This window comes from Shewanella halifaxensis HAW-EB4 (assembly GCF_000019185.1).
GTDB lineage: Bacteria > Pseudomonadota > Gammaproteobacteria > Enterobacterales > Shewanellaceae > Shewanella > Shewanella halifaxensis.
The window spans coordinates 2,332,233-2,346,817 of sequence record NC_010334.1 but is presented as its reverse complement, the minus strand read 5'-3'; the positions used below and the strand labels follow the sequence as shown (position 1 = coordinate 2,346,817).

Annotated in this window: 12 protein-coding genes; 5 read left to right on the top strand and 7 right to left on the bottom strand. The window is 44.3% G+C overall.

Features of this window, described 5'->3' with window-relative positions:
* Positions 1-17 precede the first annotated feature (17 nt).
* From edd to zwf, 3 genes are read right to left on the bottom strand one after another with little or no spacing between them, the layout of a single operon-like run.
* Positions 18-1,844 (bottom strand): phosphogluconate dehydratase, encoded by a 1,827-nt coding sequence (gene edd, locus SHAL_RS10165; protein ID WP_012277048.1) that lies wholly within the window; start codon positions 1,842-1,844, stop codon positions 18-20.
* Positions 1,845-1,853: 9 nt separating this feature from the next.
* Positions 1,854-2,558, bottom strand: coding sequence for a 6-phosphogluconolactonase (gene pgl / locus SHAL_RS10160; RefSeq protein ID WP_012277047.1), 705 nt, complete (start codon positions 2,556-2,558; stop codon positions 1,854-1,856).
* A gap of 10 nt (positions 2,559-2,568) precedes the next feature.
* A complete protein-coding gene (zwf, locus tag SHAL_RS10155; RefSeq protein WP_012277046.1) occupies positions 2,569-4,041 on the bottom strand; it encodes a glucose-6-phosphate dehydrogenase in 1,473 nt (490 codons plus the stop codon).
* Positions 4,042-4,354: 313 nt separating this feature from the next.
* Between zwf and SHAL_RS10150 the strand changes: the two genes are divergently transcribed.
* A complete protein-coding gene (locus tag SHAL_RS10150; protein WP_012277045.1) occupies positions 4,355-5,209 on the top strand; it encodes a MurR/RpiR family transcriptional regulator in 855 nt (284 codons plus the stop codon).
* Positions 5,210-5,393: 184 nt separating this feature from the next.
* The gene (gene pyk, locus SHAL_RS10145) at positions 5,394-6,830 is read left to right on the top strand and encodes a pyruvate kinase (RefSeq protein ID WP_012277044.1); all 1,437 of its coding nucleotides are present in this window, start codon (positions 5,394-5,396) and stop codon (positions 6,828-6,830) included.
* 453 nt (positions 6,831-7,283) lie between these two features.
* On the opposite strand, the gene SHAL_RS10140 is transcribed toward pyk, so the two are convergent.
* On the bottom strand, positions 7,284-9,566 hold the full coding sequence (locus SHAL_RS10140) for an acyl-CoA dehydrogenase (protein ID WP_012277043.1): 2,283 nt from the start codon (positions 9,564-9,566) through the stop codon (positions 7,284-7,286).
* Between the two features lie 5 nt (positions 9,567-9,571).
* Positions 9,572-10,219, bottom strand: coding sequence for a TetR family transcriptional repressor PsrA (gene psrA, locus SHAL_RS10135; protein WP_041415959.1), 648 nt, complete (start codon positions 10,217-10,219; stop codon positions 9,572-9,574).
* Between the two features lie 58 nt (positions 10,220-10,277).
* On the opposite strand from psrA, the gene SHAL_RS10130 reads away from it, so the two are divergent.
* Positions 10,278-10,457: a hypothetical protein gene (locus SHAL_RS10130; RefSeq protein ID WP_012277041.1), complete on the top strand. Its 180-nt coding sequence runs from the start codon at positions 10,278-10,280 to the stop codon at positions 10,455-10,457.
* Positions 10,458-10,540: 83 nt separating this feature from the next.
* On the opposite strand, the gene smrA is transcribed toward SHAL_RS10130, so the two are convergent.
* Positions 10,541-11,131, bottom strand: coding sequence for a DNA endonuclease SmrA (gene smrA / locus SHAL_RS10125; RefSeq protein WP_012277040.1), 591 nt, complete (start codon positions 11,129-11,131; stop codon positions 10,541-10,543).
* Positions 11,132-11,292: 161 nt separating this feature from the next.
* Between smrA and SHAL_RS10120 the strand changes: the two genes are divergently transcribed.
* On the top strand, positions 11,293-11,868 hold the full coding sequence (locus SHAL_RS10120) for a YybH family protein (protein ID WP_012277039.1): 576 nt from the start codon (positions 11,293-11,295) through the stop codon (positions 11,866-11,868).
* 9 nt (positions 11,869-11,877) lie between these two features.
* Complete coding sequence (locus SHAL_RS10115) at positions 11,878-12,357, top strand: YchJ family protein (protein ID WP_012277038.1); 480 nt, start codon at positions 11,878-11,880, stop codon at positions 12,355-12,357.
* 7 nt (positions 12,358-12,364) lie between these two features.
* Here SHAL_RS10115 and SHAL_RS10110 read toward each other — a convergent pair whose 3' ends face one another.
* The gene (locus SHAL_RS10110) at positions 12,365-14,539 is read right to left on the bottom strand and encodes a putative bifunctional diguanylate cyclase/phosphodiesterase (protein ID WP_012277037.1); all 2,175 of its coding nucleotides are present in this window, start codon (positions 14,537-14,539) and stop codon (positions 12,365-12,367) included.
* Positions 14,540-14,585: the final 46 nt, after the last annotated feature.

The following is a 14,585-nucleotide window of genomic DNA, read 5'->3' as shown; positions in this document are numbered from 1 at the left end:
TTACTCTTCCTTAAACGTTAATAGTTTTCATCAATTGCGCTAGTGCAACGGGCACCAGTTTCAGGACTACTTAGGTTAGCGCGCAGTGCACCGAATAACTCTCGACCCATACCGTAACTCGTCTTATGCAAATCGACCTTCTCAGCCGTTCTTGCATTAAGTTCCGCTTCATCAACCAGTAGCGTTAACTCTCCCGTTGTGGCGTTCACTCGTACTAAGTCGCCAGTATGGATCTTAGCAATTAAACCGCCATCTAGCGCCTCTGGCGTTAAATGGATAGCGGCTGGTACTTTGCCCGATGCGCCCGACATACGACCGTCAGTCAGTAATGCAACCTTGAAGCCTCTATCTTGCAGCGTACCTAAGATTGGCGTCAGCTTATGTAGCTCCGGCATACCAATGGCTTTAGGGCCTTGGCCTTTGACCACAACCACGCAATCTTTGTCTAAATCACCAGCTTTGAAAATGGCTTCAAGCTTGTTTTGATCGTCAATAACAACGGCTGGCGCTTCAACAACTCGATGCTGCTCTTGTACTGCAGAGACTTTAATCACTGCGCGGCCAAGGTTACCTTTAAGCAGTTTAAGACCGCCATTACTCTGGAATGGCTTATCGAGACTCGTTAGCACTTCAGTGTCTAAACTTGTTTGCTGACCATCAACCCATGTTAGTTCGCCATCACGAATTTGCGGCTCTTGGGTATAACGCTTAAGTCCAAAGCCTGCCACGGTGTCGACATCTTCATGTAGCAAGCCACCATCTAACAGCTCTTTAATCAAGAACGCCATACCGCCAGCGGCGTGGAAATGGTTAATGTCAGCGTGTCCGTTCGGGTAAACGCGTGCAAGTAGAGGCACGGCATCCGAAAGCTCTGAGAAATCATCCCAGTTTACTATGATACCTGCAGCGCGCGCTGCGGCAACGATGTGCATGGTTAGGTTAGTTGAACCACCCGTAGCCAATAACGCCACAATACCGTTCACTACTGACTTTTCAGATACCACTTTACCGATAGGTGTGTACTGGGTGCCCATTTCGGTTAGACGGCAAACCTGCTTAGCGGCAGTTTTACTTAATACTTCGCGCAATGGGTCATCAGGATTGACAAAAGATGAACCTGGTAGCTGAAGGCCCATGACCTCGAGCATTAACTGATTACTGTTGGCTGTACCGTAGAAAGTACAAGTCCCCGCACTGTGGTAAGACTTAGACTCTGCCTCTAAAAGCGCTGCCCTGTCGACTTCACCTTGGGCATATTGCTGACGAATACGTGCCTTTTCTTTGTTTGGAATACCTGACTTCATTGGACCCGCAGGCACAAACAACATAGGTAGGTGACCGAAGCTAAGTGCGCCAATCAATAGACCTGGCACAATCTTGTCACAGATACCCAGTAATAGTGCACCATCGAACATGTTGTGAGATAAGCCCACAGCAGTTGCCATGGCAATCACTTCGCGGCTTAGCAGACTCAGTTCCATACCAGGCTGGCCTTGTGTTACGCCGTCACACATAGCGGGAACGCCACCGGCGACTTGGGCAACACTGCCGACGTCATGACAGGCTTGTTTCAACAAGTCAGGATATTCACCATAAGGTTGGTGTGCTGACAGCATATCGTTAAATGAGGTGATGATACCGATATTGGCCTTATTCAATTGCTTGATAGAAGACTTGTCGGCTGGATTACATGCTGCGAAACCGTGCGCTAAGTTACCGCAGCTTAATGCACTGCGGTGAACACCTTTATTTTTAGCATCATCGAGCGCCGCTAAGTATTTAGCGCGAGAATCTTTGCTTCGTTCAATAATTCTGTCGGTAACAGATTGTACAACGCTGTGCATAATTACTCCTTAAGCGCTCCAGTAAACATCAACAGGCGTTTTATGCTGGCCGAGCACCGCTCGGATAGGCATTTCACGACAGTCATCGCTTGCTAGTGCTTGTCGGTAAACATCTAATTTTTGCTCACCAACGATATGTAAATAGATTTGACGACTCGCTAAAATGGCTGACTTCGACAAAGTAATCCTTGAATGCGGGGCATTACCCGGTTTAACGGCAACACATAAGTCGGTTGTCGTTAATGCATTGTCGAGTTCAGCTTCTGCGGCGCAAGGGAACCAAGAGCAGGTATGGCCGTCATTGCCCATGCCTAATACGACGACATCGAATGGTGTAGGAAAACTACCAAGTTGTTCAATCGCCATGGCGCAACCTTCTTCAGGCGAAGAATACATGTTCTTCAAGCCACGAAATTTGGCATTAGCCGCTCTATTCTTTAGCAAATTATTTCGAACTAGGCGCTCGTTAGAATCACTATGCTCAGCACTGACCCAGCGCTCATCCGCGAGTGTGATGTAAACATCACTCCAATCGATGCCTTTCTTACTGAGCAATTCAAATAACTTAAGCGGAGTTGAGCCACCTGAGACAATAAGGCTCGCTTTACCACGGGCATCAACGGCGTCTTGCAGTTGATTGGCAATACGCTCCGCCAGTTGTGCTTCGAGTGCTTCTTTATTGTCAAATGATTTGAAAACAGTTTCTTTAATCATCGGTTTCACCTTACTCGTCCCAAGAACGGCCATCTTTAGTGATAAGCGCGACAGACGCCACAGGTCCCCATGTACCCGCAGGGTAAGGCTTTGGCTTTTCGTCGGTCTCTTCCCACGCCTGAATAATGCCGTCTACCCAGCTCCAAGCTTGCTCAACTTCATCACGGCGCACAAATAACGCCTGATTGCCAAGCATAGCTTCAAGTAATAAACGCTCGTAGGCATCGGCAATACGTTCGTTTTTGAAGGTCTCAGAGAAGCTTAAATCCAGTTTAGTGGTTTGCAAGCGTTGCTTTTCACCAAGACCTGGCACCTTGTTAAGCATCTGGATTTCAACCCCTTCATGAGGCTGTAATCGAATCGTCAATTTGTTTGGTGGCAGGTTACGGTAGTTCGAGCTGTATAGGTTGTGCGGTGGGTTCTTAAAATAGACCACAATTTCTGAGCTCTTAAACGGCATACGCTTACCACTACGTAAGTAGAATGGCACGCCAGCCCAACGCCAGTTATCGATATCGACGCGAAGTGCAACAAAAGTTTCAGCCTTAGACTGAACGTTCGCACCCTCTTCTTCGAGATAACCAGGAACCGGTGCGCCTTTAAGGAAGCCTGAACTATATTGGCCACGAACCGTGTTCTCATAGATGTTGTCGGCGTTAATTGGACGCAGTGACTTAAGTACTTTTACTTTTTCATCACGGATGTTGTCAGCATCTAAGTTAACGGGAGGATCCATCGCCACAAGGGTTAATACCTGTAGCAAGTGGTTTTGGATCATATCGCGCATCTGACCCGCTTTATCGAAATAACCCCAACGGCCTTCGATACCCACTTCTTCAGCAACGGTGAGTTGCACATGGTCAATAGTACGGTTATCCCACTTAGAGGCAAATAAAGAGTTAGCAAAACGCAGTGCAAGTAAATTCTGTACCGTCTCTTTACCTAGGTAATGGTCGATGCGATAGACTTGGTTTTCTTCGAAATAAGCTGAGACTTGGTCGTTAATGATGCGAGAGCTTTCGAGATCGGAGCCGATTGGCTTTTCTAAAACAACACGAGAGTCAGGGAAGATAAGATTTTGTTCGTGGAGGCAACGACAAATATCGCCGAAGATGGCTGGCGGCGTCGCGAAGTAACTCACCATGACCCGCTTCTCGGGCTCTAAAATATCATGGAAAGCTTGGTAACCATCAGAAACCGTGAAGTTTGTTCCGATATAGTGACAACGGTCCAAGAAGCGATTCACTGTCTCTTCACAGAGTTCATCTTTAACAAAGGTGTTTAATGCGGTGATGACTAACTCGCGATATTCTTCCTGACTAAAGTCATCTTTTGCAACGCCGAGGATCTTCGTATCGACATTCAGTAAGTTTGCTTTATCAAGTTGGTATAAAGAAGGAAGTAACTTACGCTTGGCAAGATCTCCCTTGGTACCAAATAGAACAAAATCACAAGCTTTGGCTTTTGGTGTCGTTATGCCCATAGCTTCAAAATCTCCTTTTGACACTGTGCCTCATCATGTTTGACGAGAATTCACACGTTTGTTGTAATATAACAACAGAAATCAGTAATTGCATCTAAATTCTATAATAAACTTCAAGTTAGCTTATTAGGTATGTTAGGCCATAATCTGATATGCTTTTGTGATAAAATTACTAAAATTTATCGTGTTTGTACCTGTGTCATTATAAATTAATGTTGGCGTTAACGCTCCGGAAATAACGGTTTAGAAACGACAACGTGAAAGCTTCAACAAAAAAAATAAAACTACATTACTATTGAGTGGACGTACGCATATGAATACCCTCGAAAAGGTGCAAAAAAGCCTTACCCATTTTAGTAAATCTGAACGTAAAGTCGCAGAAGTTATTTTGTCTTCGCCACAAACGGCAATTCACTCAAGTATCGCCACTTTGGCTAAAATGGCCGATGTGAGTGAGCCTACGGTTAACCGCTTCTGTCGTCGCCTTGATACCAAAGGCTTTCCGGACTTTAAACTTCATTTAGCCCAAAGCCTTGCTAACGGTACCCCTTATGTTAGTCGCCATGTAGAAGAAGACGACAGTCCAGACTCTTATACTACTAAGATATTTGAATCTTCTATGGCCTCTTTAGATACCGCCCGCCAAAGTATCGACACCGCAGCAATCAATAAGGCTGTCGATGTGTTAACTCAGGCTAAGAAGATCTCTTTCTTTGGTCTTGGCGCTTCAGCATCTGTTGCTCATGATGCACAGAACAAATTCTTCCGCTTTAATGTTCCAGTCATCAGTTTCGATGATGTTCTTATGCAGCGTATGAGCTGTATAAACAGTAATGAAGGCGATGTAGTAGTACTTATCTCTCACACAGGCCGTACAAAGTCGCTTATCGATATTGCTAAACTGGCTCGTGAAAATGGTGCGGCGGTTATCGGTATTACGGCTCGTAACTCACCGCTATCAACGGTCTGTACACTTCCAGTGACAATGGAAGTACCAGAAGACACAGATATGTACTTACCTATGGCTTCACGTTTGGCACAGTTAGTTATAATTGATGTGCTAGCGACAGGCTTTACCCTCAGAAGAGGTCCTCGTTTCCGTGAGAATTTGAAGCGAGTAAAGGAAGTGTTAAAAGAGTCAAGAATAGACAAAGATCCAGTTCTGTAACTGACTTTCTACATAATTTGCGGCAATTTAACCTAGGTTGGATTGCCCATTTTTAAATTATTGGTGGAATAAGTCACAAAATTAAAAACTTGAGTTAGATCATTTTGTTCGTAATTTTACTACACTAACGGGTATTGTCTGGTAATATAGAATCAGAATTTTTTAAAACTTAACGGAGTATGTCATGTTCCGCAGAACCAAAATTGTAACAACTTTGGGTCCAGCCACCGACCGTGATGACAACTTACGCCGCATTATTGCTGCCGGCGCTAACGTTGTTCGCTTAAACTTCTCTCACGGTGCACCAGAAGATCATAAGAAACGCGCAAATGATACACGAGCGATTGCAAAAGAGCTTGGCGTTCATGTTGCAGTTTTAGGCGATCTTCAAGGTCCCAAAATTCGTATCTCAACTTTCAAAGACAACAAAAAGGTCATGTTAGAGCTTGGTCAAGCCTATACCCTTGATGGCGATCTTGCGAAAGGCGAAGGTGACGAGACACAAGTCGGTATCGATTATAAAGAGTTACCACAAGACGTGAGTCTTGGTGATATCTTAATGCTCGATGATGGCCGCGTTCAGTTGCGCGTTGAAAGAGTTGAAGGTAACAAGGTTCACACCAGCGTTACTGTCGCAGGTCCTTTATCTAATAATAAAGGGATCAACAAGCAAGGCGGTGGCTTATCGGCTGCGGCACTGACTGAAAAAGATAAACGAGATATCGTTACTGCTGCAGAGATTGGCGTTGATTACCTTGCGGTATCATTCCCAAGAAGTGGTGCTGATCTAAACTATGCTCGCGACTTAGCGCGTAAAGCGGGTAGCAACGCATTGATTGTTTCTAAAGTCGAGCGTGCAGAAGCCGTAGCCACCGACGAAGCAATGGATGATGTGATCATCGCCTCTGATGCCGTTATGGTTGCCCGTGGTGACTTAGGTGTTGAAATTGGCGACCCAGCTCTTGTTGCTGTGCAAAAACGACTAATTAGCCGTTCTCGTCAATTGAATAAGCCTGTCATTACAGCAACTCAAATGATGGAATCAATGATCTCTAGCCCAATGCCAACTCGTGCAGAGGTTATGGACGTTGCAAACGCAGTATTAGATGGCACAGATGCAGTAATGCTTAGCGCCGAAACCGCTGCTGGTGACTTCCCTGAAGAAACCGTAAAAGCAATGGCAGAAGTATGTTTAGGTGCTGAATCACACCCAAGTGTTCAGGTTTCTAAGCACAGATTAGATCAGCAATTCACGACTATCGAAGAAACGATTGCATTATCGACTATGTATGCCGCTAACCACCTTGAAGGTATTAAGGCGATTGTGGCGTTAACAGAATCGGGTGCAACACCACAGATGATGTCACGCATTAGCTCTGCACTACCTATTTTTGCCATGTCTCGTCATGAGTCAACATTAGCAAAAATGGCACTTTATCGCGGGGTTCAACCAGTTTATTTTGATTCAACGACTCATGCACCTGAAGCTGTCGCTCAAAAAGCACTAGAGACTCTGTCTCAAGCGGGTTACCTTGTAAAAGGTGATATGGCGATGATGACTAAGGGTGATGCAATGGAAACTGTTGGTGGCACTAACACTAGCAAGGTTGTTGTTGTCTAACTCTAAGTGGTTGGTTAGCTAATAAAAAAGGTACGCAATTGCGTACCTTTTTTTATACTTCGTGATTCATACTAATTGGTATAATACCAATCAGTATAAAGATTTGGTCACTCAGCGAGAGTTTAGCGGCACTGAGACAAGGTCATTAAGTGCTCCTGCTTTAATGACATTCACCACATCCATGTGGTTTGCAACGAGTGAAGAGCATAGTTATTCTACGTTTAAGCTCCCTCTTGTTCCTTAAGAGTCACAGTATCAGAGCCGCTAAAACTCGCCATTCTGGAGCGTTTTGGCTGCCTACTTCTGCGTTGAACAACTTCACAAGGGAGCAACCATTCTTTCAGTTATTCGCCTTTAATTAGTTTGCCAAAAACGTTCTGAGTAGATCAACTTCTTATACTGATTGGTATAAAGAGCTAAACCAAAAGGTATTCGCTCTTTAATTGTTCCATATTACAGGCTTTCAAACTCATCTACATTGATAGCCGCTAAGCGTAACGCGTCAGCCTGAACTAACTGTTGATGCTCCTCTTGAGTTATCAGCGAGATCTCTAGAGCCGAGTCAAACAAGGCCAAAGGCTGAAGTTTAGTTGGTAAACTCCCCTCCCTTTGTGCTTGCTTAAGCTTTTTATACAGGCCGTTACAGGCATGCTTTGCAATAAATGCATTCTCAACTTCAGCGATACCGCCGGTATCTCCTTTAAAATCAGGACACAAGAAGGTTAATCTATCTCGTGCAGGACAAGGCTTACTCATCGAATTAACCAGGTCGATTGAAAGCTTATCGCTCGCCTCTTTAAAGCGGTTTCCAAGCGGGAAGATTAATGCACGCATTAGTAAAGCAACGCCGCGATTAGGGAAGTTACGAATGGCTTCATCTAACGCTTTTGCCGCCAAATGCAGACGTGTAGCCATAACATGACGAACCGCGGGTAAATCATCAAATTGACGACCGTTATCTTCAAATAACTTTAAGGTTGCAGAGCCTAGGTATAGTTGACTTAACACGTCCCCCATACGGGCACTAAGCATCTCTTTACGTTTCAGCTCACCACCTAGAATAAGCATAGAAACATCTGTCATCAAGGCAAGAGCTGCAGACAAACGATTCATGTCTTTATAATACTGCTTAGTTTCACCACTCACTGGAGATTGTGAAAAGTGACTGCCAGTGACCGCATTACCGAACGCGCTGAAAGCATTACGCGTCGCATAACCGATATGGCCTAATAGTAAGTCATCAAAACGCTCTAACCCTTCGTTGGTATCTTCCATACCTGCCGCTTCCATCTCTGCTAACACGTATGGATGACAGCGCGTGGCACCTTGACCGAAGATCATCAAGCTTCTGGTTAAAATATTGGCCCCTTCTACCGTAATAGAGATGGGTAGCGCCATATAACCGTGGCCCAAATAATTCTTAGGTCCAAGTTGGATCCCTTTACCAGACTGAATGTCCATCGCATCATCTATGACCTTACGTCCAAGTTCGGTCATATGGTATTTAGCGATCGCGGTTACCACTGACGGTTTGACTTTTAAATCGATGCCAGTTGTGGTTAAACGCCTTGCAGCTTCAAGCTGGTAAGTATTAGCAATAACCCGTGCTAAGGCCTCTTGTACACCTTCGAATTTACCAATATCTAAACCAAACTGTTGACGCACTGCGCTGTATGCGGTTGTGGTCTTAGTCGCCATATGACCCGATGCCGTCGATAGTGCTGGAAGTGAAATACCACGCCCCGCAGAAAGACACTCGACTAACATTCTCCAGCCACGTCCCGCGAACTGGGGGCCACCAATAATCCAATCTAACGGAATAAAGACATCTTGTCCTCGAGTAGTACCGTTCATAAACGCCATATTTAACGGGTTATGGCGACGACCGATTTCAACCCCATTGTGATCCGTTGGGATCAGCGCACAGGTAATACCTATCTGCTGAGTATCACCAAGCAGACCGTCTGGGTCATACATTTGAAACGCGAGACCGAGTACATTGGCCACTGGTGCAAGGGTAATATAACGCTTATCCCAGTTAAGCTTTAAGCCGAGTGTTTCTTCGCCATTAAACTCTTGACGACAAACAACACCGGAATCCGGAATGGCCCCCGCGTCGCTCCCCGCCTCTAGGCCTGTTAATGCAAAGCAAGGAATAGCACTTCCATCGGCCAGTTGTGGTAACCAAAAGTCTTTCTGTTCGCTGGTTCCGTAGTGAGTGAGTAACTCACCAGGACCAAGTGAGTTCGGCACCATAACGGTTACAGCCGCACTTACGCTACGACTGGCAATTTTGCTGACAATGGTAGAGTTAGCGTACGCTGAGAATGCCTTACCACCGTACTTTTTAGGTATGATAAGCGCAAAGAAGCCCTCTTTTTTGAAGTAGTCCCATAGCTCTGGTGGCAGATCTTTTCTCTCATTAACGATGTTGTAATCGTCAATCATGGTTAATGCGGTTACCACTTGATTGTCGATAAAGTCCTGCTCTTCTGAGGTCAAAGACGGTTTACCGTAACTGTGGAGCACTTGCCAATTGGGTTTCCCCTTAAAGAGCTCCCCTTCCCACCAAACGTCGCCCGCTTCCATCGCTTCTTTTTCAGTTTTGGAAAGCGGAGGTAGCACTTTTTTAAAAAAGCTAAATACAGGGCGGGTAACGAGTTGCATCCTGATATTTTTAACACTGAATACAACCACTATTGTGCCAATCAATAGTATTAATAATGTCGTAGCCATAATTTTTACATTACATCCTTAGTAAGTGGGACCGATACCCCGGCAGATAAATACGGAATGACTTTTCTAATAACAGCTTCTATATCATTGTGCTCCCCAAAATCAGCTTCTGCAATTTCTGTTAGCGCATCGGCTGACGCCATAGTGAAAACAACCGTACCTAAGGTAAAGTGTAATCGCCAAAACATCTCTGCGGGAGGAATATGTGGAGCGCTCTCAGCCACAGCCTTAACAAAAAGCCCTAGGTACTCGCCATAATGCGTGGTGATAAACCAACGAAGGTGCCCTTGGCTTTCGATATAGCCACGCCCCAACAGCTGAAGAAATGTGGTGGTGCCTTCATTTCTCAATGTATTGAGTTCGAGAAGCGGTGCAACTAAAGTTGAGAAAATATCGTCTAATGATGCGTTAGCGTTATTTTTGCGCACCGCAACAATTGCGTCTGCTGCTGCAGGCATAAATACATCGAGGTAACGTGCTAGCACCGCTCGGATCAGCTCTTTTTTGGAGCCAAAATGGTAATTAACAGATGCAAGGTTTACTTCAGCTTTGCTGGTAATTAATCTTAGCGAGGTTTCTGAAAAACCCCTTTCTGCAAATAATTTTTCCGCAGCATCAAGTATTCTTGTTTTTGTATCGGAGCGATTCGCCATTCCGTTGCCTTTCATTTCTATTTTAAACACTCGTTTAAATTAAACATTCGCTTGCTTTTTGTCAAACAAATTCCCCCTAATTGCTAAAACAGAAGCTGAAACCACACCAGTCAAAGTCGATAAGACGGCAGAAGCCACACAATTTATCAAAGACGCCGAATCGACCATGGCAGCTCTCTCTATTGAGATTAATCGCTCCGAGTGGATCTACAGCAACTTTACAACTCAAGTTCCATAAGTCTCTGTGTGAAATAGTTAGCGATACAAAACAAAAAGCCATCTTAGCCTAGGGTAAGATGGCCTTTTAAAATCTGAAAAAGATTAGCGTATATTCACACCTTTATGGTTGCTCTCTTGGGTTTCGATACGTTTCTGCTCCGATTTTGCCAGCATCACATATAAAGCTCCCGTGCCGCCGTGGTGTACCTGGGCGCTATGAAATGCCAGCACTTCATCGATCTGCTCAAGCCAGCTTGCCACAAAGGATTTCATCAGCGCGGGGATAGGTTTACTGTTAACCCCCTTACCATGAATAACCAGAATACTTCTTTCGCCCTTTTGTCGACTCTTTTGGATCTCGTTATAGAGTGCTTCCCGCGCCTGCTGTACTTTTAGTTGATGCAGCAGGATCTCATGTTTAATCGGGTAGCCACCACGGCTGAAGCGTTGAAATACCGCATCTTGCACACCATCTCGTTTAAATTCGATAATAGCGTCTGATGCAATAGGCTCAATCGCATTGATGTCGGTCGTTAACTTAGCGAGTTGCTCGCTCATTTCAAGCTGTTTACGCCGAGCATTTTGAGCCTGTGTCGATACCGTCTGTTCAGCAATAGTTGCATTGGTATTATGCTTAAGGGGCTGAACACCACTCATCTCTTGAAGAAAAAGGGTCATTTCCTCTTCACCCATAAGTACTCCCATTAGCTTTAATTCTCGTATCACACTCAATAGGCGAGTGAAGATGTAGATACTGACTTACAGCTCTACACATCTTGTAAAGATCTAGTACTTTAGTTCACAGTAACCATCTATTATAGTGATAGTATTATATTATTATTTTGCCCTATTACATGCTTAAAAAAGTCACAACTGCACTGACATTAATCAGTATCTTTTATTTTAGTCTCCTTCAAGTTGCCGTAGCAGACGATAATGAGGCGCTTAATGCCGTCTATGGCCATTTTAGTGAAGCCTTTAATGAGCTTGATGCCACTATCATGAAGTCTATCTACTCAGAAGACGCCTGCTACATCCCCGAGGGACAAGATAAAGAGATCACCTTAGGTCGCGATAAAATTGTTGCGTTGTACCAAACTTTTTTTGGCAAAATTAAGCATAAAAATGCCAGGATTGAAGTCGACTTCAGAGTCATCGAGCGCAACATCGAAGGTACGAGTGCTACAGATATCGGTTATTACCTTATTCGTTTTCATCCACCGATCGATAATGGTGAACCGACCAGTGAGTTTGCAGGTAAGTTTGTTGGTGTATCCAAGAAGAAAAGTGACGGCAAGTGGTATTTAACTGTCGATACCAATAACCGCGCCGAAGCGTCATTTTATTATAATGCTAAACCAAGCCCAAACCTTTATTATGGTCGCCAATTTCCTGCACTGAGCCAAAACTCACCTTCCAACAATCAATAATAAGTTACCATGACAAACCTTAATTTTGCAGCCGAAAGCCTTTGCCCCTGTTGTTCTGGGGCGACTTATCAAGATTGTTGCCAGCCACTTCACCTAAAAATTCAAATTGCACTTACCCCCGAGCAATTAATGCGTTCTCGATTTAGTGCTTTTTATCTAGAACGATATGATTATTTGATTGAAACCCACCATCTTGATTATTTAAATGGGTTGACAGCGCAAAATCTTGCGCAAGAGCCATTACCTCAGTGGTTAGGGTTAGAAGTTTGCTCAAGTCATCAGGACGGTAATGAGGGAAGTGTAACCTTTCAGGCTTGGTATCAATTAGATAATGAGCTAGATGCCATTCATGAATGCTCAGATTTTATCAAGCAGGATGAAAAGTGGTATTACACTCAAGGTGAGCAAAAAGCTGCGGTCTTTCCTAAGCGAAATGATAAGTGTATCTGCCACAGTGGTAAGAAATTTAAGCAGTGCTGCGGTAAGTAACCCACTCTTAATGAATTGAGGCTGATTTTTCTAAGAATTGGCCAAATTCAGAGACTCTTAACGCTGGGCTGTATAAGAAGCCCTGCGCTTGGTGACACGAGTGCTCGGCTAAAAAATGCTCCTGCTCTTTCGTTTCCACCCCTTCTGCGGTAAGCGAAATATTTAATGCCGACGCCATAGCAATTATCGCACTGACAATTTCACGACTTTCATGGCTCACTGACAGGTCAGATATAAAAGAGCGGTCAATTTTTAGTTTACTAATAGGAAATTGCTTCAGGTATCGCATAGAACTATAACCGGTACCAAAATCATCGATAGCGAGCCCAACACCTAGGGCGGCCAGCTCATGACACAAATTGGTCGCAGAGCGAATATCTTCCATTAACTCTGTTTCGGTTATTTCAAGGATCAAACTATGGGGTTTTAAGCGGTATCGAGTGACGAGTTCCCACACCTGCTCAAATAGGGTACCACTAAAAAATTGCCTCGCAGATACATTCACGTGCATCGAAATATCAATCTGATGCCGTTGCCATAGGTTAAGTTGTTTACACGCCGCCTCTAACACCCACGAGCCGATATCATTAATCAGTCCTGTTTGCTCTGCAATATCAATAAAAGCCCCAGGATAAAGCACCCCTTTCTTTGGATGGTGCCAACGAATTAATGCTTCAGCACCGATATAGGACTGTTTCTTTAAGTCTTTTAACGGTTGATAGTAGAGTTCAAATTGTCGGCCTTTTATCGCAACAGCCAAATCCCTTTCGATTTGTGCATCTTCCTTAAACGCATTAAGCAACGCCGAGTTAAATACCTGAATGGCATTACCCTGCTTATTTTTGGCGTATTGAAGTGCGATATCGGCACAAGTTAGGAGGGAGAATTGTTGCTCTATTGACGCGAGGTCGACCCGAGCTAGGGCTGGTTTAGGCTCTATCTGCTCAATACCTATGGTTATAGGGACTTCAAGCTGTTTATATAATCGTTCGGTTGCATGCTCAATGAATATTTCATCTTCTTCATTTTCAAATAAAATACCAAACTCATCGCTACCTATCCGTGCGACTTCTGAGATCTGGTGAGCTTCAGCAAAATGGCGCATTCGTCTCGCGACTTCAATTAACATGATATCGCCGTTGGCGTGACCATAAGTATCGTTGAAGCGCTTAAACTCACGTAGATCGATAAGCACTAAGTGCCCTTTCTGTGCCTTCTCTAGCACTTGGCTAAAGTGAGTGCGGTTATACAAGCCTGTCAGCCCACAGCGCCATGCTAAACGTAATAATTCACTTTGATGATTGTGCTGTTCTGTGCAGTCTTCAGCATTAACTAATGCGAAATGATTACCTCGTTCGGAGATAAAACGTTTTACAGAGAAACGCATCCAATAGGGTGAACCATCATGACGAACGAGGTTTACCTCTTCTTCAGAGGTCTCTCCAATGCGAGCCTTCTTTAACACAAGCGCTGCCAACGTAGGATACTGTCTAAAAAAATCTAGAGATTGTACCTGTCGTCCTAATACTCGTTCCCTAGGTACCTTAGTTAAATCCGCGTGCGCCTTATTAACGTACTCAATACAGTCTGAAGCTAGATTAACCACCATCATAATTTGATCTGACTGCTCTGCAGCAGATAAAAATAGCGTTAGTCGTTCATCTTTTTCATAGCCATATTGCGTTGCTAGGGTTAATGCGAGCTGATCTGCGACTTGTGAGCAAAGTTGCACTTCACTATCGTGCCATGGCTCTGTCGCTTCGGTGCGCTCTAGACTTAAAATGCCCTCTAGATGCCCGTTGATTCGAATAGCCACTTCCAAAACCGATATAATCCCCAGCGCCTGGTAATACGGTTTAAGCTCGACTAGACGACTATCGTCACCACAGAACTCAGCAGAAATATGGCGTTCATCTTTGAGTTGGTGAATAAAGTTGGTACAAGATCCGGGATTTGGACGAATAACGCTGGCAGAAGATGTATTAACGCCCAAGCATAAGCGTGTAATTTGCTCTAATGTATTGGTTTCTGCTGATAACGCAGAAACCACGACACTTGAAACATTAATCTGCTGAGAGAGCAATTCAGCTGCAATTTGCGCAGTCGCTTTAAAATCGCCTAACTGCTTTGCTTCTGAATTAACAATGTACTCCAACAATTGCTGAAATTGATGCTTCTTCACACGTTATCCTAATGAGGTAAACAAAGCGTCTACCAATGGCTTTAAA